Source organism: Herbidospora cretacea, from assembly GCF_001570605.1.
In the GTDB taxonomy this organism is placed as follows: Bacteria; Actinomycetota; Actinomycetes; order Streptosporangiales; family Streptosporangiaceae; genus Herbidospora; species Herbidospora cretacea.
In genome coordinates this window covers 19708-41744 of sequence record NZ_BBXG01000004.1, presented here as the reverse complement: position 1 = coordinate 41744, position 22037 = coordinate 19708, and the positions used below count along the sequence as shown (strand labels likewise).

16 protein-coding genes are annotated in these 22037 nt (G+C 72.3%); 9 read left to right on the top strand and 7 right to left on the bottom strand.

Features of this window, described 5'->3' with window-relative positions:
* Positions 1 to 4: 4 nt before the first annotated feature.
* The 4 genes from AW270_RS08315 (at position 5) to AW270_RS08300 (ending at position 11423) form a co-directional block, all read left to right on the top strand.
* Positions 5 to 1885, top strand: coding sequence for a CHAT domain-containing protein (locus AW270_RS08315; RefSeq protein ID WP_169807277.1), 1881 nt, complete (start codon positions 5 to 7; stop codon positions 1883 to 1885).
* On the top strand, positions 1882 to 6915 hold the full coding sequence (locus AW270_RS08310; RefSeq protein ID WP_061292496.1) for a WD40 repeat domain-containing protein: 5034 nt from the start codon (positions 1882 to 1884) through the stop codon (positions 6913 to 6915). Before AW270_RS08315 ends, AW270_RS08310 begins: the two co-directional genes overlap by 4 nt.
* Complete coding sequence (locus tag AW270_RS08305; RefSeq protein ID WP_061292494.1) at positions 6899 to 7846, top strand: hypothetical protein; 948 nt, start codon at positions 6899 to 6901, stop codon at positions 7844 to 7846. The genes AW270_RS08310 and AW270_RS08305 overlap by 17 nt, the downstream gene beginning before the upstream one ends.
* Positions 7847 to 8087: 241 nt before the next feature.
* Positions 8088 to 11423: a glycosyl hydrolase family 95 catalytic domain-containing protein gene (locus AW270_RS08300; protein ID WP_063819144.1), complete on the top strand. Its 3336-nt coding sequence runs from the start codon at positions 8088 to 8090 to the stop codon at positions 11421 to 11423.
* 65 nt (positions 11424 to 11488) lie between these two features.
* Here AW270_RS08300 and AW270_RS08295 read toward each other — a convergent pair whose 3' ends face one another.
* A complete protein-coding gene (locus AW270_RS08295; RefSeq protein WP_169807276.1) occupies positions 11489 to 12232 on the bottom strand; it encodes a VOC family protein in 744 nt (247 codons plus the stop codon).
* Between the two features lie 181 nt (positions 12233 to 12413).
* Between AW270_RS08295 and AW270_RS08290 the strand changes: the two genes are divergently transcribed.
* The 3 genes from AW270_RS08290 (at position 12414) to AW270_RS08280 (ending at position 15063) form a co-directional block, all read left to right on the top strand.
* Positions 12414 to 13322, top strand: a complete 909-nt coding sequence (locus AW270_RS08290; protein WP_061292490.1) for an ABC transporter ATP-binding protein — start codon at positions 12414 to 12416, stop codon at positions 13320 to 13322.
* On the top strand, positions 13319 to 14083 hold the full coding sequence (locus AW270_RS08285; protein ID WP_061292487.1) for an ABC transporter permease: 765 nt from the start codon (positions 13319 to 13321) through the stop codon (positions 14081 to 14083). The genes AW270_RS08290 and AW270_RS08285 overlap by 4 nt, the downstream gene beginning before the upstream one ends.
* Positions 14084 to 14178: 95 nt before the next feature.
* Positions 14179 to 15063, top strand: coding sequence for an EamA family transporter (locus tag AW270_RS08280; RefSeq protein ID WP_245674622.1), 885 nt, complete (start codon positions 14179 to 14181; stop codon positions 15061 to 15063).
* 1 nt (position 15064) lies between these two features.
* On the opposite strand, the gene AW270_RS08275 is transcribed toward AW270_RS08280, so the two are convergent.
* The 6 genes from AW270_RS08275 to AW270_RS08250 all read right to left on the bottom strand — a co-directional run bounded on the left by AW270_RS08275 (position 15065) and on the right by AW270_RS08250 (position 20255).
* The gene (locus AW270_RS08275) at positions 15065 to 15742 is read right to left on the bottom strand and encodes a GntR family transcriptional regulator (RefSeq protein ID WP_061292483.1); all 678 of its coding nucleotides are present in this window, start codon (positions 15740 to 15742) and stop codon (positions 15065 to 15067) included.
* 66 nt (positions 15743 to 15808) lie between these two features.
* Positions 15809 to 16807, bottom strand: a complete 999-nt coding sequence (locus AW270_RS08270) for a proline racemase family protein (RefSeq protein ID WP_061292480.1) — start codon at positions 16805 to 16807, stop codon at positions 15809 to 15811.
* Position 16808: 1 nt separating this feature from the next.
* Positions 16809 to 17678, bottom strand: coding sequence for a dihydrodipicolinate synthase family protein (locus AW270_RS08265; RefSeq protein WP_061292477.1), 870 nt, complete (start codon positions 17676 to 17678; stop codon positions 16809 to 16811).
* Positions 17675 to 18919: an NAD(P)/FAD-dependent oxidoreductase gene (locus tag AW270_RS41750; protein ID WP_061292475.1), complete on the bottom strand. Its 1245-nt coding sequence runs from the start codon at positions 18917 to 18919 to the stop codon at positions 17675 to 17677. Before AW270_RS41750 ends, AW270_RS08265 begins: the two co-directional genes overlap by 4 nt.
* The gene (locus tag AW270_RS08255) at positions 18916 to 19152 is read right to left on the bottom strand and encodes a (2Fe-2S)-binding protein (RefSeq protein ID WP_061292472.1); all 237 of its coding nucleotides are present in this window, start codon (positions 19150 to 19152) and stop codon (positions 18916 to 18918) included. The genes AW270_RS41750 and AW270_RS08255 overlap by 4 nt, the downstream gene beginning before the upstream one ends.
* Positions 19149 to 20255 (bottom strand): NAD(P)/FAD-dependent oxidoreductase, encoded by a 1107-nt coding sequence (locus AW270_RS08250; protein WP_245674621.1) that lies wholly within the window; start codon positions 20253 to 20255, stop codon positions 19149 to 19151. The genes AW270_RS08255 and AW270_RS08250 overlap by 4 nt, the downstream gene beginning before the upstream one ends.
* Before the next feature lie 72 nt (positions 20256 to 20327).
* On the opposite strand from AW270_RS08250, the gene AW270_RS08245 reads away from it, so the two are divergent.
* Positions 20328 to 21269, top strand: a complete 942-nt coding sequence (locus AW270_RS08245) for a COX15/CtaA family protein (protein WP_245674620.1) — start codon at positions 20328 to 20330, stop codon at positions 21267 to 21269.
* Positions 21270 to 21275: 6 nt separating this feature from the next.
* Positions 21276 to 21941, top strand: coding sequence for a SanA/YdcF family protein (locus tag AW270_RS08240; RefSeq protein WP_061292466.1), 666 nt, complete (start codon positions 21276 to 21278; stop codon positions 21939 to 21941).
* Positions 21942 to 22037 lie beyond the last annotated feature (96 nt).

The window sequence follows — 22037 nt, the reverse complement described above, 5'->3', positions numbered from 1 at the left end:
CTCTGTGACGCTCTTCCATGAGGGGAGCGTGCTGGCGGGGCCGTACCCTCTGGGGTCCCTGCGAGGCGACCTCTTCGACGCCCTTCTCGGACCGGCCTGGCGGGCGCTGCGCCGCTTCCGCGCCCTGGAACTCACCTTGGAGCTGCCACCCGAGCTGCAAGGCCACAGCTGGGAGGCGATGCGCGCCGACGGCATCCCCCTGCTGGCGATCTCCCGGCGGCTGGGGGTGCGGGGGTTCCGTGAACCGGTGCGCGACGTGCCGAAGGTCCTGTTCGCGAGCGGCGCCGAGCTGACCGACCCGGTGATCAGGCCCGGGGCCATGTTCCTCGGCACGCTCCGCGACTGCGACGCCCAGGGCCTGGCCCAGACCCGGGTGGCGGAGGCCGTTACGCTCCGGCGGCTGAGCGACCGGTGCGCCTCCTTCTCCCCCGACGTGGTCCACCTGGTCGCCCACGGCCGCCTCGACGCCGACGGCGGGCTGTGGATCGGTCTGGGCGGCGAGTTCGTGCCCGCCGACCGGCTCGCCCCGGCGCTGACCTCGGGCGCCCGGCCGCCGCTCGCGGTGGTGCTGAGCATCTGCCACTCCGCGGTGACGGCGGGACCGGTGGAGGCGCTCTTACGCGCGGGCGTCCCGGTGGTCGTCGCGATGGGCGGCGAGATCACCGAGTACGCGTGCCGGCTGTTCTCCCGCCGCTGCGTCGACGCCCTCCTCCACGGCGAATCGGTGGCCGTGGCCGTCGCCCACGGCCGGCAGGCCGCGTCGGCGGCCGGGTCCGACTGGGCCCTCCCGGCGCTCTACGTCACCGACGACCTGCCGGAGGACTTCCAGGCCGTCGACCTGGCCGAGGTCCGGCGGATCTCCGGGCTGGCCGGACGCCTCGAACTCCTCGAAGCGCCCGCCTATGTGGGCCGGACCGCCATTTTCGACGCCCTCGACGAGGTGCTGGCGCCCGGCAGCGAACGCACCCTGCTGGGCATCACCAGCGGCGGCCCCTTCGAGAACATCGGCGGCACCCGCCTGCTCCGGGAGATCGGCCTGCGCCTGTTCCAGTCGGGCCATGTGCCCCTGCTGCTCGCGCCCTTCGACAACGAGCGCGCGGCCCCGCACAGCCTGCGGCAGGTGGTGGCCGAGATCCTCATCCACGCGATCAGGGCCGGTGAGCGCCTGGGCCTGCCGGTGACCGAGATGCGCTGCCTCGACCCGGTCGACCTGGCCGATCCCGTCCGCGCCCGGCAGGCCCTCAAGTCGGGGGTCGAGCGCTTCGCGGCGGCCGGCGAGGTCCTGAGCCCCGGCCAGATCGACTCCCTGCTCGCCGCCGACCTCGCGGACCTGGCGGCCGCGGCCCAGTCCCTCGGGCCGCCGTTCGGCGAGCACACCCGGGTGGCCGTCCTGGCCGAGGCCCTGCACCTGTGGGTCGACGCGCTGGGCTGGACCGAACGGGACAAGGGCCTGCTCGACCTGCTGACCCCGGCCGGTCTGGGCACCCCCGGGCGTCCGGCGCCGGTGATCGTCACGGCCGAGCTGAGCGCCTGCTACCCGTTGCGCAACTTCCGGGAGGAGAAGTCCGGGATGCCGTGGTGCGCGTTCCTCGAACTGGAGCCCTTCTCCGACGAGGAGGCCGCCCTGGGCTTCCAGTGGGTGCTGCTCCAGGAGTGGCACCCCGACCAGGCCTATCGCCGCACCTACTACGCCCCGCCCGGCCGCGACCCCGACGAGCTCAAGGAGAGCTTCCGCCGCCTGATGAAGGGCCGCCCCGGGCTGATCAAGACCGACCTCTACCGCATGGTCCACGCCCTGGCCGCGCTCCAGGTCTTCCACAGCCACAACGACTCCGAGGCCTGGCACGCCTACGCGCGCCTCCACGGCCTCCGGTACGAACCATGACCCCGGCGGAGCTCGAGGCCGCCCTCGCCCGGCGGTCGGCGGAGGAGCTGAGGCGGTTCCCGCCCGAGCTCCTGGCCAGGATCGCCCTGCTGCCCGAGTGGACGCCGGGACTGGCCCTGCTGCCCGAGGACATGATCCAGGCCCTGGAGGACGCGGGCCTGACGGAGTCCCGGACCCTGCTGAGCGGCGAGCGGTCCTCCTGGCTGCGGTCCAGCCGCCGGCGGGAGGTCGGGGAGTTCCTCCGCCGCGAACACGGAACCCTGGTGGAGCGCGAGCTGGAACGCATGCTCGGCTGGACGAGCCAGGTGCCCGGCCTCGACGAATGGCGCGCCGTGGTCACCGTGCACCGGGCCGACGCCTCGGGCCTGAGCTTGCTGAACGCCGTGGCCGCCGCGGCGAACGTCGGCGCGGCCTCCCGGCTCGTGGCCACGGCGCAGCTGCTCGGCGAGGTGCTCGGAGGACCGCTCGAAGGCAGCGCCCGCCGGGCCCGCCGGCGGGTCGACCGCGCCATGAGGGAGGCCGAGGACGCCCGGTTCCTGCGCCACTACCGCAACCGCGCCGAGTTCGAGTCGGCCGTGGAGACCCTGCTGTCCCCCGGCGCGCCCCGATGGGCCCTGCACCTGCTCGGTGCGGGCGGGGCCGGGAAGACCATGCTGGTCCGCTACCTGGCCGGAGGGCGGTTCGCCGCCGAACGGGGCCTGCCGGAGATCCCGGTGGCCCGGGTCGACTTCGACCACCTGGACCCTCGCTATCCGGAGGCCCGGCCCGGCGAGGTGCTGCTGGCGCTGGCCGGGGAGCTGCTGGGCTTCGGGGTCACGCGCGAGGTGGAGGGCCGCTACCGGCGGTTCCTCGACGCGGCCGGCGAACTGCACGAGGAGTCCTCGCGCGGCGTCCGCCTGACCGGGCGGGAGCGGCCGCTCATCGAGGGCATGGCCGCCGCGTTCGCGTCCTTCGTCGAATCGCTGGGCGCGCCGTATGTGCTCCTCGTCCTGGACACCTGCGAGGAACTGGCCAAACTCCACCCGCCCGGCTCCCCGGCCCCGGCCATCGAGACGACCTGGAACCTCCTCGAACAGGTGCACCGCCGGGCCCCGTCGGTGCGGGCGCTGCTCGCCGGACGCCGCCGGCTCGTCCCCCCGCCCGACGGCACGCCCTACGCGGGCCCGGAACTGTCGCGGAAGGACTTCGTGGCCGTCCACCTGATCAGCGGCTTCACGCCGGAGGAGGCCGAAGAGTACCTGGCCTTCCGCGAGGTGCCCGAGCCCCTGGTCCCGGCGGTCCTGGCGCGGGCGTCGGCCGGGGACCGGGTGAACCCCTTCGACCTGTCCGCTTACGCGGAATGGGCGCTGAGCGATCCCACTCTGGACCCGGCCGAGCTGCTGGCCGCCCCCGGAGACCCCTACGTGGAACGCCGCCTCATCGGCCGCCTGGGCGACCAGGGGGTGAACCGGGCGCTCGCAGTGGCCGCCGAGCTGGGCCGGTTCGACCTGCCGCTGGTCCGGCCCGCGCTGACCCGCCTGAACCTCGACCCGGAGGCGGTCTTCCTCGGGCTGGCCGCCCAGGAGTGGATGCGGGTGGCGGGCCTGGACGAGACCGGCCGCCCGGAGATCCTGGAGATCGAGGACCATCTGCGCGACCGCGTCCGCCGCGTCGCCTCGGCCCGTTTCCCGGTCAACACCCGGCGGCTCGGCCAGGACGCGGCCGACGTGATCGACGCCGCCCCGTCCCTGACCGAGGTCTCCGCCGCGACGGTGATCGCGGCCGTGCGGCTGAGCGCCGATCCGGGGGCGTCGTGGCAGCTCCTCGAAGAGCGGGTGGCCCGCGAGAACGCGTGGGCGTGGGCCGGGCAGGTGGCCGCCCGGGTGGCGGCGGAGGCGCCCGGAACCATCCTGGGCGCGGTCTTCGCCACCCAGGCCGCCGCCCGCATCCACACCGGAGGCGGCGGCGTGGCCGGCCTCTGGTCCCAAGTGGAGGCCCACGCGCACCGCCATCCGGACCCGCGTGCGGCCAGGATCCTGGCCGACCGGGCGTTCCTGGGATTGGCGGCGTGCGGTCATCAGGTCGGCCTCGGCGAACGGTTACCCGAGATCGCGGGCCGGGGTGAGGCGCCGTCGGGCTCGATCGTCGCCGCCCTGGACGGCTACCTGACGTGGGGCGCCTGGGAGGAGCTCCGCGACGAGGACGTCGCGGCGGCGAGCGGAGAGGGCACGTTCGCCGAAGGGCTGGGGCCGATCACGCACTTCGCGATGACACCCCGGGGAGACCGGCTCGCCGCGGCGCACGGCTCGCGCCTGCTGACCTCCTGGCATGTCGTCGACGGCCTCTCCGCGCAGTGGCGCGGAGCGTACCCGCGCGGCATCGACGCCGTCGCCCTCAGCCCGGCCGGCGACTCGCCCGTCGTCGCCATGGACCGGACGCTGGCCCTCGACGGCGTCTCACCCACCGTGACCACCCCCAGCCGCATCACCTGCCTGGCCGCCGCGCCCGACGCCCCGTGGGTCGCGGCCGGTCACCAGAACGGGGAGGTGTCCGCGTGGAACCTCGACGGGTCGCGCCACACCTGGGGCGGTTCCGACCGGCGTGCCCTTCCCGGCAACCGCAGCCCGATCGCCGACCTCTGCGTCGCCCCCGGGAACACCTGGCTCGCCTCCGTCGCCAAGGACGGCCGGGTCCGCGTCTGGAACATGGACGGCACCCTCCGCACCATCCTGTCGGCCCTGCGCGTCGGCCCGGAACACGCCGTGCGAGTGCACGCGTCCCCGGACGGCACGTGCATTCTCACCGCCGGGCGGGACGGCCTGCTGCGCCTCTTCCTGGCCGACGGCACCCAGATCGGGGTGGCCGACCGCCCGGTCGTCCCCTATGGAGTCGCCGACCCCGGGCCCCACCGCCTCACCGCCACCGCGGGCGCGCGCATCGTCCGCTGGGACGGCGAGCGGGTGGGATCGGTCATGGCCGCGCCCACGGCCGCCGGCGTGGTCGCTCCGGACGGCACCTGGTTCTCCGGCACCGGCGACGGCGGCGCGCGGACCTGGACCCCGGACCGGCGCCTCCTGGCCGCGACCCTCGGTCAGCGCGCGCTTCTGGCCTGGCAGAGGGGCGACCTGGAGCTCGCGCGCGGCCTCTCCGAGGAGGCGGTGCGCGCCTACCCCGACGACTCCGGCGACGGCATCGGCAAATGGACCGACTGGCGTCCGCCGCCCGGACTGGCCTCGCGGCTGCTGCTGCTCCGCGACGTGCTGAGCGAAGAACCCGAGGTTCGGCGGTGGAGCGACCTTCCACCCGAAGCGATCACCGACATCGACACCGAGCGCCTCCACGCCTGGCGGGTCGCCGCCGGCAACGGCGAGCGCCCGCCCGAACCCGAGGTCCTCGACCTGCTCACCCGCCGCGACGCCTACTCCGCCTCCCGCCGCCCGGCCACGTGGCTCCACCACGTGACGCCTTCACTGGTCGAGGCGGTGGCCGAGGCGTGGCGCATCCGGGGAGAGCCGGAAAGGGCCGCGGCCCTGCTGCGCGACCGGATCGAGGAGGCGGTCGCCACCGGAGACGACCCGGACACGGTGGAGAGGTGCCAGATCGCCCTCATCCGGCTGGCCAGGCGCATGCGCTCCCTCGACCTGTTCCCCGAGACGACCGCTCTCGCGCGGTCGGGCACCCCCTTGGTCCAGGCGGAGGCGTGGATCACCCTGGCCCTGTGCACGGGTGAGCAGCCGTCCTCACCGGCCCAGGCGGGGAGCTGGTACGGCTGGTGGCAGGCGCAGGACCGTCATTCCCTGGCCGGCGGCTGGCCGCCCGCGCCGCGGCTCGCCGCGGAGCCCGGCATCCCCTGGTCCATCGCCGGTCGAGCCGTCGAGGAGTACGCCGCGGCCCACGATCCCGACCTCGTCATCGCCCCCCCGGGCCATCCGCGTCCGGTGCTCCCGGGGCGCGGCAACCGGGCCAGGGCCCTGGTCGCGGACGCCGAGATCCTGGCCATGCGGGACCCCGAAGAGGCGATTCCCCGGCTGGCACAGGCGGCCGGGCTCTTCCGTGAGCTGGGCAGTCCCGTGGAGGCCTGCCAGTCGGAGCTCATCGCCCTCCTGGCGGCGCGCCGCCTGTCCCCCACCGGCCCCCCGCCGGCCGAGACACACGTGGCGGACCAGGACGTCGAGCGACTGCCATCTGCCTGGCGGTACCGCCACCGAATGCTGCGCTTCCACCCCGGCGAAGAGGTGATCCTCGGCGACGGGGACCCCGTGGAGCTGCGCTTCGGCGCACCGCTCATCCGGCCCGCGGAAGAGCGGAACACGTTCGCCCGCGTCGGCCGGGTGGAGCGGCTCGTGGCCCGGGTGTGCCCCGTGACCGTCTCCGTGAGCTCCGACGCCCGATATCACCGCGTCACGGAGTACCGGCCGCACCTGTTGGTCCGATGGGGGCCCGGCTGGCGCCTTCCGCTGGGCGGGGTGCTGCGGCTGCGCGTGTCCGCCGACCTCGACTCGGCACCGTGGGAGCTGGAGATGTGGGACCACGGGTCCATGGCGTTCCGGGACGTCCCCGGCCTGCTGCCCGGCGGCCGGCCGGAGACCGTGCCGGCGGAAGAGGATCCCCACAGTCCCCTTGTGCATCTTCAGGGCACGGCTGTGCAGACCAGCGCCGGGGTCAGGTTGCGGCTCACCGGGGAGACCGCGCTCACCGCGCCGCATCGGTTCTCGCCACGGTACCGGTCTCTGGTCGTGCTCCAGCCGGAGGTCGTCGACAGCGGGCCACGGGAGCTGAGCCAGGCCGAGCGTGGGAGGTTCACCGGGCTCGCCCGGGACTTCGCGGCCCAGAAGGCCGAGGCCGTGCTCGTCCTGCCGCTCCTGCCCGACGCGGTCTCCGACGCCGTCCGGCGCGTGATCGCGGGATGCCGGACCCGCCCGAAGGACCTGCTCCGGCTTCAGAGGACCATCCGTGGCCTGATCTTCGAGGCGGGCGGCGACCGGGCCGCCGCCGCCGACGTGATCCTTTTTCTCAGGACCAAGAAGGACGAATATGTGGCGCCGCATTGAGAACTGGTTCAACGCCCAGGCGGAGCGGATCACCGCCGTCTTCGTGCCCGACCCCGGCGGTCTCACCCTGTCCCCCTACGAGGGCTACCTGCAGGTCTCGATCGCCGAGGGTCTCCTCGGGCAGCGTCGCCACTGGGCCAAGGACCAGTACCCGGCCCTCCACGGCGGCGTCTGCCTGTCCCGGCCCGGCGCGCCGGCGCTGGAGTTCACCACGGTCCAGCCCCAGGACACCTGGAAGGCCCCGGGCATCACGCTGAACCGCCTGATCACACCGGAGATCCCGTACAACGGAGGATCCGTAACCGTTCAAGCTGGTCTGTACCGGGTTCCGGCCGACGGTCCGCTCGACGCGGCCATCCAGGTCGTCTCGTCGCTGGGTGATCTGCTCGTGCCGCTCAGGACGGCGGCCGACATCGCGGGGCGGGTGTCGCGCGGGCTCGACCAGATCCTGGGGAACCTGGGCGAGCAGCCGGTGCTCGGCGTGAACTGGACCATGGCCGACGGCTCCCTGAGAGCGGGCCGCATCGTGGTGGTCAACGCCCCCGACGCCCCGGTCGAGTTCGCCGGCGACCGGTTGACGACCGCCCCGGGGCTGGACTTCCTGGTGATCCGCCTCCACTGCCGCACGGAGCGAAGCTCGTGGCTGTTCCCCGAGCTCACCGAGCTCATCGGGCGCTCCGCCGAGGCCTTCTTCCAGTACGGGGACGGTCAGGTGTTCCGGGATCTCCGCACCGCGGCCGTCTCCCTGGCCTGGAATTCGCCCGACCTCACCCCCGTCGACAGGAAGCGCGTCGCCAGAGCCGTCATGGCCCAGGTCGACGACGTCCTCACCCTCGGCGTCGTTCCGGATGTGAGCGGATTCGACCGGATTCCCCCCGCCGACGACCCCGGTCTCGCTGCCTTGACCCTCTCCGATCTCCTCGCCGGGTGACTCAGAGGTCCGATGTCTGTGACACGACAGGTCAGAAATTGATCCGATCTCTTCTCGGTCACCCGTCCCACTGATTGTCATTCGAAGATCAAAAGGCCCTATCCATCGGACTAGACCACCCGATGAGGCGTGGGTCACAAGTTGGTTGCGGTGAAATTCATCGGATCTCAGAGCTTGTTTCGGCCAAGTTTCGGTGCTATTTCATTGTTAGATCACCAACCCTGACCCATAAGGAACACCCGTGAGTCACCCCCCACGGCGGCTGCTCGGCGCCGCCACGGCGCTGGGGCTGGTCATGGCTCTGGGCGTGCCGGTGCTGCAGGGCAGCACCGCCACGGCTCAGGTCCAGGAGACCGCCGCCGCGCAGGACGATTTGACCCTCTGGTACGACAAGCCGGCGACCAACTGGGAGTCGCAGGCGCTCCCGATCGGCAACGGCGCTCTGGGCGCCATGATCTTCGGTGGTGTCGGCACCGAGCAGATCCAGTTCAACGAGAAGACCCTCTGGACCGGCGGCCCCGGCTCCAACGGGTACAACTTCGGCAACTGGACGACGCCGCGGCCCACCGCGATCGCCGACGTCCAGGCCTTGATCGACCAGAACAAGCAGATGACGCCGGCTCAGGTGGCGCAGCGCCTCGGGCAGGGCAAGACGAACTTCGGGTCCTACCAGACGTTCGGCGACATGTTCCTGGACTTCCCGGGCGCGCCGGCGAACCCGACCGACTACAAGCGGTCGCTGAACCTGAACGACGCGGTGGCGGCCGTCACGTACAAGGACGGCGGGGTGACCTACAAGCGTGAGTACTTCGCGAGCTACCCCAACAACGTCATCGTGGGGCGGATCTCGGCCGACGCGGCCGGGAAGGTCAACTTCACGGTCCGGCACACCTCGCCGCGCAACGACAAGACCGTCAGCGTCTCCAAGGGGCGCATGACGATCCGCGGCAAGCTGGCCAACAACGGGCTCAACTTCGAGTCGCAGGTCAACGTCGTCACCGAGGGCGGCGCGCGGACCGACGGGGCCGACCGCATCACGGTCGCCAACGCCAACGCGGCGTGGTTCGTGATCTCGGCCGGCACCGACTACTCGATGCAGTACCCGACCTACCGTGGCGAGGACCCGCACGACAACGTGCGCCACTGGGCCAACTGGGCGTCGTCGATGTCGTACGCGGCCCTCAAGCAGGCCCACCTCGACGACTACCACGGGCTGTTCGACCGGGTGAAGCTGAACCTGGGCCAGCAGGCCCCGAGTGTGCCCACCAACGTGCTGCGCTCGTCCTACTCGGGCGGCTCGGCGGCGCAGGACCGCTACCTGGAGGCCCTGTTCTACCAGTACGGCCGCTACCTGCTGATCTCCTCCTCGCGTGAGGGGTCGCTGCCGGCCAACCTGCAGGGCGTGTGGAACAACGTCACGAACCCGCCGTGGGACGCCGACTACCACGTCAACATCAACCTGCAGATGAACTACTGGCTCGCCGAGCAGACCAACCTCGCCGAGACCACCAAGCCGTACGACGACTACATCTCCTCGATGGTCGCCCCCGGCACCAAGACCGCGACGGACATGTACAACGCGCGCGGCTGGGTCGTGAACAACGAGACCAACCCCTGGGGCTTCACGGGCCTGCACAACTACCCCGAGTCGTTCTGGTTCCCCGAGGCCGCGGCCTGGACCACCCAGCAGATGTACGACCACTACCGCTTCAGCAACGACGAGAAGTACCTCAAGCGCACCGCCTACCCGGTGATGAAGGGCGCGGCCGAGTTCTGGCTGGACTTCCTGCACACCGACCCGCGTGACGGCAAGCTCGTGGTCTCCCCGTCGTACTCGCCGGAGAACGGCCAGTTCACCGCCGGCGCGTCGATGTCGCAGCAGATCGTCACCGAGCTGCTCACCAACACCCTGAACGCCGCCAAGACCCTCAAGGTCGACACGGCGCTGCAGGCCGAGCTGACCAACACCCTGGCCAAGCTCGACCCGGGCATCCGCATCGGCTCCTGGGGCCAGCTCCAGGAGTGGAAGGAAGACCTGGACAACCCGAACAACGACCACCGCCACGTCTCGCACCTGTTCGCGGTGCACCCGGGCAACGCGATCAAGGCCGGCACCCCCGCGGGCGAGGCCGCCAAGATCTCGCTGACCGCGCGCGGCGACGGCGGCACCGGCTGGTCGAAGGCCTGGAAGGTCAACTTCTGGGCGCGCCTGCTCGACGGCGACCACTCGCACAAGATGCTCAGCGAGCAGCTCAAGTCCTCCACGCTGGACAACCTGTTCGACACCCACCCGCCGTTCCAGATCGACGGCAACTTCGGCGCCACCTCGGGCGTCACCGAGATGCTGCTGCAGTCGCACCAGGACACGATCCACGTCCTCCCGGCCCTCCCGGCCGTGTGGAAGAACGGCTCGGTCTCCGGGCTGCGCGCCCGCGGCAACGCGACCGTGGACGTCGAGTGGGCCAACAGCAGCCTCACCAAGGCCGTCATCAAGGCCGGCGACACCGGTGAGCTGAAGGTCCGGGCCGGCGCGATCAACGCCCGTTACTCGTTCGTCGACGACCAGGGCAACCCGGTCGACGCGATCCGCACCGGCGACACCCTCACGTTCGGCGCCGAGGCGGGCCGCACGTACACCCTCTACAACGAGATCCAGCTCTCGGTGTCGGCTCCCGCCGAGATCGGCGCCGGTCAGACCGTCCCGGTCAAGGCCACCGTCACCGCGATCCAGAACGCGTCCCCGGCGGGCACCCTGACCCTCCAGCTCCCCACCGGCTGGACCGCCGACCCGGCCTCGACCGCGGTCGCCTCGGTCCCGGCGGGCGAGAGCCGCGAGATCACGGTCAACGTCACCGCCGGTCCCTCGACCGGGGCGACGTCGGCCCGCATCCAGGCGACCCTGGCCGGCTCCGGCTGGTCGATCAGCGCCGCCACCGGCGCCGCCCTGAACCCGTGTGCCGTTCCCCCGGCCGACCGTGCCATCGTCGCCTGGGACCCGGCATCGGGCACGACCGTCGCCGACCAGTCGGGCTCCGGCCGCAACGGCGTCGTGGTCAACGGCGCGGCGAACTACGACGCCGACGGCGGCCTGATCCTCGACGGCCAGAACTACGTCCGCACCGAGCAGCCGACGACCCTCGGCTACCTGCGTGAGGCCACGTTCGCCGCCGAGGTGAAGATCGGCGGCTCCGGCTACCGCCGCCTGTTCGACTCGCAGCCCTCGGGCAACCCCGGCACCGACGGCGTCCTGATGGACGTCACGCCGGAGAACCGCCTGCGCCTCATCGGCGCCGGCCAGGGCGTCACGACCAACGCGACGCTGCCCACCGGCCGCTACATCGACCTGGTGATCACCCTCAACCGCAACGGCGCCATCGACGTCTACGTCGACGGTGTCCGCGCGGGCGGCGGCAACACCGGTTCGACCGGCATCTACGGCTGCAACAACCGGCCGCTGATCTTCGCCGCCAACCAGGGCGGCGGCGAGCGGATGACCGGCGCCGTCGACCGGATGGCCGTCCTCCCCTACGCGCTGCCCGCCGCCCAGGTCTCGACCTGGCAGGACATCGCCTTCTAACCAGCACGTCCTCAACAGCACGGAAGAGAACCGGCCGGGGTGCTTCCCGGCCGGTTCTCCGCTGTTCAGGGGGTGCTCTCCCAGAGCCCCACGGTCGCCCCGGCGGGGTCGGTGATGATCGCGAAGTTGCCCATCCCGGGGACCTCGGTCGGCCCCACCATCTGGGCGGCGCCCAGCCGCGCCGACTCCAGCAGGGCCGCGTCGAGGTTGTCGACCCCCAGGTAGGCCAGCCAGTACGACGGCACGTCGACCGGCAGGGCGTCGGGCATGGCCATCATCCCGGCCATCACGTGCCCGTTCTCGGCGAAGGTCGTGTACTCCATGTCGTCCATGGGGCGGGAGGCGGCGGTCCAGCCGAAGACGTCGCCGTAGAACTCCTTGGACGAGAAGGTGTCGCGGGTGATCAGCTCGCTCCAGTTGAGGGTGCCGGGCTCGTTGGCCAGCCTGGCCCCCATCTTGTCGATCGGCTCCCAGGCGCAGATGTAGGCCCCGGCGGGGTCCATGAAGGCGGCCATCCGGCCCTCGTTCATGATCTGCATGGGTTCCGCGACGATCGTGCCGCCGCTGTTGCGGACCATCTCGGTGGTCTTGGCGACGTCCTCGGTGCAGATGTAGGTGTTCCAGGCGGCGGGCATGCCCTCCTGGTAGACGGGGCCGATCCCGGCGACCTCCTTGCCGTGGAGATGGAAGTTGCCGTAACCGCCGTAGTCCTCGCTCTCGTCGAAGACCGCCGTCCAGCCGAAGAGCTCGGTGTAGAAGTCCGTGGACGCGTCGAGGTCGGGAGTGGACACGTCCACCCAACACGGCACGCCGGGTGCATAGCCCGTGAATTCGGACATGCGCCACCCTCCTTGCGTATCAAGCCATGGGGACAATTCCACCCTTGCATGCATAAACACGGCTATCGCGGAGCGTGGCCCTTCCCGGAGGAAGCCTTTACCGGGCCGGTCGCGGACGGAGGCGGGGTGCTCACTCCCTACACTCGAAGGCATGGAATCCGCCGCGGTCGAGGTCCGCGATCTGGTCAAGCGCTACGGCCGGAACACCGCGATCGACCACCTCGACCTGCGCTGCCGCCGGGGCGAGGTGACCGCCGTCCTCGGGCCCAACGGCGCCGGGAAGACCTCCGCGATCGAGATCTGCGAGGGCTTCCGCGCCTTCGACTCGGGCTTGGTCAGCGTGCTGGGGCTGCGGCCCGACGACCCGGCGCTCAAGCCGCGCATCGGGATCATGCTCCAGTCGGGCGGGGTGCCCCAGGCGGCCCGCGCCGGTGAGTGGCTGCGGCTGGTCTCCCGGTTCCACGCCCACCCGCTCGACCCGCAGGCCCTGCTCGAACGGCTGGGGCTGGCCGAACACGCCCGCACCCCCTACCGCCGCCTGTCCGGCGGCCAGCAGCAGCGGCTCGGGCTGGCGGCGGCCGTGGTCGGCCGTCCCGAGCTGGTCTTCCTCGACGAGCCGACGGCCGGGCTCGACCCGCAGGCCCGCCACGCCTGCTGGGACATGGTGCGCGACCTGCGCGCGGCCGGGGTCTCGGTGGTCCTCACCACCCATTTCATGGACGAGGCCGAGAAGCTCTCCGACCACGTCGTCATCATCGACCGGGGCCGGGTGGTCTCCGAGGGCTCACCGGCCGACCTGACCGGCGCCGAGCGCCAGCTCCGCTTCCGCGCCCGCCCGGGGCTCAACCTCGACGAGCTGCTCAGCGCGCTGCCGCCGGGCTCGGCCGCCAAGGAGTCGCCGGCCGGCCACTACATCATCGAGGGCCAGGTCGACCCCTCGCTGCTGGCCACCGTGACGGCGTGGTGCGCCACCGAGGGCGTCACGACCGAAGACCTCAGCATCGAGCGGCGCACCCTCGAAGACGTCTTCCTCGAACTGACCGGACGGGAACTGCGATGACCACCCTCGACCTGTCCCCGGCGCCCGGCGCGGCCCCGCTGCCGAAGATGGTGCTCGCCCAGGCGGGCGCGGAGGTGCGGGCCATCCTGCGCAACGGCGAGCAGCTCCTGCTGACGCTCATCATCCCGGTCCTGCTGCTGGTGGGGTTCTCCAAGGCCCCGTTCCTCGACCTCGACGGCCCGCGCGTCGACTTCGTGGCGCCCGGCGTGCTGGCGCTGGCGGTGCTGTCGACGGCGTTCACCGGCCAGGCGATCGCGACCGGCTTCGAGCGACGCTACGGCGTGCTGAAACGGCTGGGGGCCACTCCCCTGTCGCGGACCGGGCTGATGCTGGCCAAGACCGCCGCCGTGGTCGTGGTGGAGCTGCTCCAGATCCTGGTCCTGGTGCTGGTCGCGCTGGCGCTGGGCTGGTCGCCGCACGGCGACCCGCTGACCGTGGCGCTGCTGGTGATCCTCGGCACGGCCGCCTTCAGCGGTCTCGGCCTGCTGATGGCGGGCACCCTGCGCGCCGAGGCGACGCTGGCCGGGGCCAACCTGGTCTACCTGCTGCTGCTCGCGCTGGGCGGGGTGGTGCTGCCCGTCTCGGCGTTCCCCGAGGGCATCCGGCCGCTGCTGGAGATCCTGCCGATCACGGCGCTGACCGACGGGCTGCGCTCGACGCTGACCGGGGTGGGCGGGTTCCCCGTGGGCGCGACGCTGGTGCTGCTCTGCTGGGCCGTGCTGGCGCTGGCCGCGGCGGCGCGCTGGTTCCGCTGGGAGTAGCTCCTCCCCGCCGTCTCACAGAGCGGAAACATGAGCGATCTTGATGTTTGCCCCTTACAGTGAGATCCGCTGATTTCGGGTGAGGGGTGGCGAGGGTGACCGCAGACGCGGGCGCGTACAAGGGATCGTTGCGGCTCGCCGACGCCGTTCCGCCGCCGCTGCTGGTCATGCTGGGCATCGTGTCGGTGCAGATCGGCGCCGGCCTGGCCAAGAACCTGTTCACGCAGCTCTCCCCGACCGCCGTGGTGTTCCTGCGGATCGCGGCCGGCACGCTCGTGCTGGTGGCCTTCGTCAGGCCCCGGGTCCGGGGGCTCTCGTGGCAGAGCATCGGGATCGGGGTCGCCTTCGGGGCGATCCTCGCGGTGATGAACCTCAGCTTCTACGAGGCGCTGGCCCGGCTGCCGATCGGGATCGCCGTGGCCATCGAGTTCCTGGGGCCGCTCGGGGTGGCCGTGGCCGCCTCGCGACGCCGGCTCGACGTGCTCTGGGTGGTGCTGGCCGGAACGGGGATCGCGCTGCTCGCGCCCTGGGGCGACGCCGCCAACGCCGACTGGATCGGCATCGCCTTCGCCGCCGGGGCGGGGGTCTGCTGGGCGGGGTACATCCTGCTGTCGGCATCGGTGGGGCAGCGGTTCCCCGGGACGTCCGGGCTCGCGTTCGCCATGATCGTCTCGACGCTGGTGGTCGCGCCTCCCGGGATCGTCTCGGGCGGGACCGGGCTGCTCGACCCGATGATCCTGCTGATCGGGCTGGGGGTCGGGCTGCTGTCGTCGGTGATCCCCTACTCGCTGGAGCTGGAGGCGCTGCGCAGGATGCCGAAGCGGGTGTTCGGCATCCTGATGTCGCTGGAACCGGCCGTCGCCGCCCTCGTGGGGCTCGTCGTGCTCGGCGAGATCCTGCACCTGCGCGAGTGGGCCGCGATCGGGTGCGTCGTCGTGGCCTCGGTCGGGGCCGCGCGCTCGGACTCGGGGACGGGCTGAGCTACTCGGGCTTGGCGGCCCAGATGCCGCGCACGTGCTGGATGTGGTGGCCCATCACGTGTTCGGCCGCGCGGCGGTCGCCCTTGATCAGGGCGTCGAGCAGCTCGGTGTGCTCGCGGGCCGAGTCGACCAGCTTCCCCGCGTCGGCCAGGCTCTTGAGCCCGTAGAGGCGGGCCCGGCTGCGCAGCTCGCGGACCACCTCGACCAGGTGGGCGTTGCCCGCCAGGCCCAGCAGCTCGACGTGGAAGCGCAGGTCGGCGTTGACGTAGGTGAGCAGGTCGCCGCGTTCGGCGGCGCTGACGATCTCGCGGGCCAGCGGGCGCAGCCGTTCGAAGTCGGCCTGACGCCCCGACTCGGCCAGCTTGGCGACCGTCGGCACCTCGATGAGGCGGCGGATCTCGGTGATGTCGTCGAGGTCGGAGTCGGACATCTCGGTGACCCGGAAACCCTTGTTGCGCACCGCCTCGACCAGGCCCTCTTTCGCCAGGTCGAGCATCGCCTCCCGGACGGGGGTCGCCGAGACGCCGAACTGGGCGGCGAGCACCGGCGCGGAGTAGACGACCCCCGGCCTCATCTCCCCCGCGACCAGCGCATCGCGGAGGGCTTGCGCGACCTGTTCGCGCAGGCTCTGCCGCTCACCCACGACCGGCAGGCCGAGGCCCTCTGCTCCCGTGGCCATTCCACTCCCATCCGTGACATCGGATCTGGTGATCGTACCGGTTCGGACCGGTAAGGGACCGCCTGGTCACAGGAGGAATCCCTGCGGGAAGGGGTCGCGGGGATCGAGGAAGTACTGGGCGGTGCCGGTGAGCCAGGCGCGACCGGTGATGTGCGGCACCACGGCCGGGCGGTCCCCGACGGCCGACTCCCCGACCAGGCGTCCGGTGAACCGGGTGCCGATGAACGACTCGTTGACGAAATCGGCGCCGAGGGGCAGCTCGCCGAGCGCGTGGAGCTGCGCCATCCGGGCGCTGGTGCCGGTCCCGCAGGGCGAGCGGTCGAACCAGCCGGGGTGGATCGCCATGGCGTGCCGCGAGTGCCCGGCGGTCGAGCCGGGGGCGAGGAACTGCACGTGGTGGCAGCCGTGGATGCCGGGGTCCCGAGGGTGGACGGGCTCGTCCCGGTTGATCACGTCCATGATCGCCAGACCCGCGTCCAGGATCTGCTGCTTGTACGCCCGGTCGAACGGCAGCCCCACCGCCTCGATCGGCAGGATGGCGTAGAAGTTCCCGCCGTAGGCCAGGTCGTAGGTGAGCTCGCCGAGGCCGTCGACCTTGATCGTCTGGGCGAGGGCGTGGACGTACGACGGCACGTTCTCGATCGTGACCGACTCGGCCACCCCGTCGCGGACCGCGACCGACGCGGTGACCAGCCCGGCCGGGGTGTCGAGGCGGATCGTGGTGACCGGTTCGACGACCTCGACCATGCCGGTCTCGACCAGCACGGTGGCCACGCCGATCGTGCCGTGGCCGCACATCGGCAGGCAGCCGGAGACCTCGATGTAGAGCACGCCCCAGTCGGCGTCGGGCCGGGTCGGCGGCTGGAGGATGGCGCCGCTCATGGCGGCGTGCCCCCGGGGCTCGTACATGAGCAGGGTGCGCAGGTGGTCCAGGTTCGCCATGAAGTGTTCGCGGCGTTCGGCCATCGTCGCGCCGGGGATCACCCCGACGCCGCCGGTGATCACGCGGGTGGGCATGCCCTCGGTGTGGGAGTCGACGGCGTGGAAGATCTTTCTGGTGCGCACGTCACATGACCTTCTCTGTCGCGGCGCGGATCCCGGCCGCCGTGGCCGGAGGGAGGGGCAGGCGGGGCGGCCGGCAGGCGCCGCCATTCAGCCCGGCCACGTCCATCGACAGCTTGATCGCCTGGACGAACTCTACCCGCGCGTCCCACCGGAGCAGGGGGTGCAGATCGCGGTAGAGCGGCACCGCCGTGCGCAGGTCGCCGGCCTCGGCGGCGCGGTAGAGCTCGACGCACTGGCGGGTGACCGAGTTGGGGAACCCGGCGACCCAGCCCTTGGCCCCGGCGGTGAGCAGTTCCACGACCACGTCGTCCGACCCGACGAGGACGTCCAGGCCGGGGGCGACCTCCTGGATCTCGTAGGCGCGGCGCACGTCGCCGCTGAACTCCTTGACCGCCACGATCAGGCCCTCGCCGAACAGCTTGGCCAGCAGCGCGGGGGTCAGGTCGACCTTGGTGTCGATCGGGTTGTTGTAGGCGACGATCGGCAGGCCGGCCTTGGAGACGGTCCGATAGTGCTCCAGCACGGCGTCCTCGCCGGCCCGGTAGGCGTTGGGCGGCAGCAGCATCACGCTGGCGCAGCCGGCGTCGCGGGCCTGTTCGGCCCAGGTCAGCGCCTCGCGGGAGCCGTAGGCGGCCACGCCGGGCATCACCCGGTCGCCGCCGACGGCCTCGACGGCGGTCCGGACCACGCGGGCGCGTTCGTCGGGCGTGAGGGTCTGGTATTCGCCCAGGGAGCCGTTGGGCACCACGCCGTCGCAGCCCTCGTCGACGAGCCGGCGGCAGTGCGCGGCGTAGGCGTCGTGGTCGACGGTCAGGTCACCGGTGAAGGGGAGCGCGGTGGCCACCATGATGCCGTGCCAGGGTCGGATCATGTGCTGTCCTCTCGATCGTGCAGGGTCAGGTCTGCGAGGGTGATCGGCTGGGCGAACGGTCTCTTCTGGGGGGCCGGGTCGTGCCCGGTCAGCCGGGCGACGGCGTGGCCGCACATGCGGCCCTGGCACCAGCCCATCCCGGGGCGGGCCAGCAGCTTGACCGTGCGGGGGTCGTCGGCGCCGAGGTCGCGGGCCTCTTCCAGGGCGCTCACGGTGACCTCTTCGCAGCGGCAGACGAGGGTGCCGGGGGTGAGCCAGTGCTGCCAGCCGTCCCGTACCGGATAGGAGAGTTCGAGGGCCCGCGCGAAACGGCGCAGGCGCGCCCTCTCGGCGAGCAGGCGCGGCGGCGGTGCGCCGATCAGGGCGTGCACGGCCAGCGCGCCCTCGACCACCGCGGCGGCGGCGCCCGCGACCCCGGTGACCTCCCCGGCGGCGAGCACCCCGTCGACGGAGGTCCGCTGGTGGTCGTCCACGGTGACGTGGTCGCCCTCGGTCCGGCAGCCGAGCTGGACGAGCAGGTCGGCCTGCGGGGTGAAGCCGTAGCCGACGGCGAGGGTGTCGCAGTCGACGGTGCGCCAGGCGTAGGGCTTCCAGTCCCTGGTGAGCTTCGCGACGGTGACGCCCTCGACGGAGTCCTCGCCGTGGGCGGCGACGACGGCGTGCCCGGTCCGGTACGGCACCCGCGCCTCCGCCAGCCGTCTCGCGTAGCCCAGCGCCTCGGCGGCCTTCGACGGGACCCGGGCCAGCGCGGCGGCCATCCGGGGCGAGGGCCGGTTCGCCTCCAGGACCTCCTTGACCCGGACCCCCGCGTCGAGCAGCGTCACCGCCACCGGCAGGAGGAACGGCCCGGTCCCCGCCACGACGACCTCCTCGCCGGGCTTCACTCGCTCGCCCTTGACCAGCGCCTGGGCCCCTCCGGCGGTCAGGACGCCCGGGAGGTCCCACCCGGGGAACGGGATCACCCGGTCGTGGGCGCCGGTCGCGACCAGCAGGGTCGTGGCGGTGGTGGTCTCGGAGGCGTGGATCTCGAACCTCTCCTGGGACTTCTCCACCGCCCACACACGCCGGCCCAGCCTCACGTCGACACCGGTCAGCCGGGGTTGCGCGGCCCCTCGGAGGAACTGGCCGCCGGTCTTGGCGTAGGCGTCGAGGAGGGCGACGCTGAGCCCGCGCCGGGCGGCGACGCGTGCGGCGGTCAGGCCCGCGGGCCCGGCCCCGACGACGGCGAGGTCGTAGATCATGCGGTCACCTCGTCACCCGGGCGCGCCACGGTCTGGCAGGCCCGCTGGTCGGGGCGGCCGTTGACGGTGAGCAGGCAGTCGAAGCAGGCGCCGATGGCGCAGAACAGGCCGCGCGGCCGGTCGCCGAACCGGGTGGTCCGCCACGACCGGATCCCGGCGGCGTGCAGGGCCGCGCCGATCGACTGGCCCTCCTCGGCGGTGATCACCCGGTCCTGGAAGCGGAACTCGATCACGGGAACCTCCCCGGGGCGAACGGTGACGGCTCGACCGAAGGGCCCGCACCGGTGATCTGCGCGGTGATCATCTCGGCGGTGGCCGGGGCCAGCCCGATGCCGGCGCCCTCGTGCCCGCAGGCGTGGAAGAGGTTCTCCAGGCGGTGGTCGGGCCCGATGACCGGCAGGTGGTCGGGCGAGTAGGGCCGCAGCCCCGCGTAGGCGCGGATGACCTGCCGGTCCGCCAGGACGGGGAACAGCCCGATCGCCTGCCGGGCCAGCTTGGCGAGGACCCGGTAGTCGATCGAGGTGTCGTGGCCGACCCGCTGGCGGGAGGCCCCGATGAGGACGGTCCCGGCCCGGGTCGACTCGATGACGCCCGACGTCTCCAGCCCCTCGGCGTCGCTGGCGACGTTGGTGACGTAGGCGGCGGTGTAGACCTTGTGCCTGACCGGCGGGTCGGCGAACGGCTGGGTGACCAGGATGAACCCCTTGCGCGGCCGGATCGGGAGAGGCGCCTGGGCGAAGCCGCCGGCCCACGTCCCCGCGGCGTTGACGACCGCGTCGGCGCGCAGGTCGCCCTCGCCGGTGCGGACCCCGGTCACCCGGTCGCCGGTGACGAGAAAACGCTCCACGGCGGTCCGGACCAGCCGGGCGCCGGAGGCCCTGAGCAGGCGGGCGGCGGCCAGCATGGGCTGCACCTGCGCGTCCTGCGGGTAGTGGACTCCCCCGGCGAGGCCGTCGGCGAGGTGCGGCTCGAAGTCGCGCAGGTCCCCCGGGGCCACCCGGGCGGCGGCGACGCCGCCGGCCCGCTGGCCGCCGGCGAAGGCCGTGAGGGCGTCGAGGACCTCCGGGGTCTCGGCCACGACGAGGCCGCCCTTGGGTTCCCACTCGAACCCGCCGCACTGCTCGTCCAGGTCCCGCCAGAGCGCGTTGGACCTGAGCGCGAGGTCCAGTTCAGGCCCCGGTTCCTTGTCCGACACCAGGATGTTGCCCTCGCCCGCGCCGGTCGTGCCCGACGCAACTCCCCCGCGATCGACTACCGTTACCCGCACACCGGCGCGGGTCAGGAAATAGGCGCACGACGCGCCCACGATCCCGGCTCCGACCACGAGAACGTCCACGGTTTGTACCATGTCACATGACATATCGGGCCGCAAGAGGGACCACCCCCCACCGCACCTAGCATTGACGCCGTGAAGCGTCTCCTCTCCTCCGTCTGGACTCCCACCACCCGGAACCTGCGAGCCTGGGCGCTGGCGGCGGTCGTGGCCAACGCGGGCATCACCGTCACCGGTGCCGCCGTGCGGCTCACCGGATCGGGGCTCGGCTGCCCGACCTGGCCCCGGTGCACCGCCGACAGCTTCGTCCCGGTCGCCCATCCGGACCACTCGCCGATCAACACCGCGATCGAGTTCGGCAACCGCATGTTCAGCCTCATGGTGCTGGCGGTCGCCGTCGCGGTCTTCGTGGCGGTGTGGAGGTCGGGGCGGCGGTCGCTGGTCCCGCTGGCGCTGGTCCAGCCGCTCGGGGTGGTCTTCCAGGCCGTGTGGGGCGGGCTGGTCGTGCGGTCGGCGCTCAACCCGGTCACGGTCAGCGTCCACTTCCTGGTCTCGGTCGGGATGATCGCGGCGGCGTACATGCTGTTCGCGCGGTCGACCGAGGGCGACGGGCCGGTGGTCCCCGTCGTTCATCCGTGGATCGTCACGCTGAGCAGGGTCCTGACCGGGGCGATGCTGGTGCTGCTGGTGGCGGGCGTCGTCACGACGGGCACCGGCCCCCACTCCGGCGACGAGCGGGCCAGCCGGTTCGACTTCGACATCGAGATCGTGGCCCGGATCCACGCCGACATCGTCTGGATAGTGGTCGGCCTGACGTTCGCGCTGCTGTTCGCCCTCTATCTGACGAAGGCGCCCGAGCAGGCCAAGCGGGCGGCGCTGATCCTGTTCGGCGTGGAGATCGCCCAGGGGGTCATCGGGTACGTCCAGTACTTCCTCGCCGTCCCGGCGCTGCTGGTCGGGTTCCACGTGCTGGGAGCGGCCCTCGTGTGGATCGCCACCCTGCGGGTGGTCCACAAGCTGCGGGAGCGCGACGAGTTCTCCAAGATCGTGAACTCGGGCACGGCCGCCCGCGTCTGACCCTGCGTGAAACGTGCCGTGTTCCTCGGCGCCGTCGCGGCCAGTCTGCTCGCGGTGGCGCCCATGACCTGGGCGTGGCTCTCCAGTGAGGGCCACCGGATCGACACGAACGATCCCCGCTGGACCCTGGAGGTGCCGCCGGCGCCGGTCGCGCTGGTGCTGGGGGCGGGGGTGAACGGCGACTGGCCCTCGGCCATGCTGCGCGACCGCCTGGAGATCGGCCTGGCCCTCTACCGGGCCGGGAAGGTGCGGGCGCTGCTGCTGTCGGGCACCAACCACGTCAAGGACTACGACGAGCCCACGGTCATGCGCGACTACCTGCTGGCCAGGGGCGTCCCCGCCGAGGCGCTGGTGCTCGACTACGCGGGCCTGGACACCTGGGACTCGTGTGTGCGGGCGAGGAGGATCTTCGGCGCCTCCCAGGTGACCGTGGTCACCCAGACCTTCCACCTGGCCCGCGCGGTGACGCTCTGCCGGGAGGCCGGGCTGACCACCTTCGGCGTCGGCGACGACTCCCGGCGGAAATACGCCCTGACGACCTACACCTACGCCGCCCGCGAGTTCCTCGCGACCGGCAAGGGCTTCCTCGACGCGGTCGTGCTCAGGTCAGACCCCGAATTCCTCGGGCCCTACGAGACCTCGCTCGACACCGCTCTGGCGAAACGTTCATGACCCACCTGGGCGGACGCCGCCCGGGTTGGCCGACGAGAGGGGCGGCCGGTTATGGTGCCGGTGACCTCGTGACCGCGGAAGCCCGCCACGCCCTGC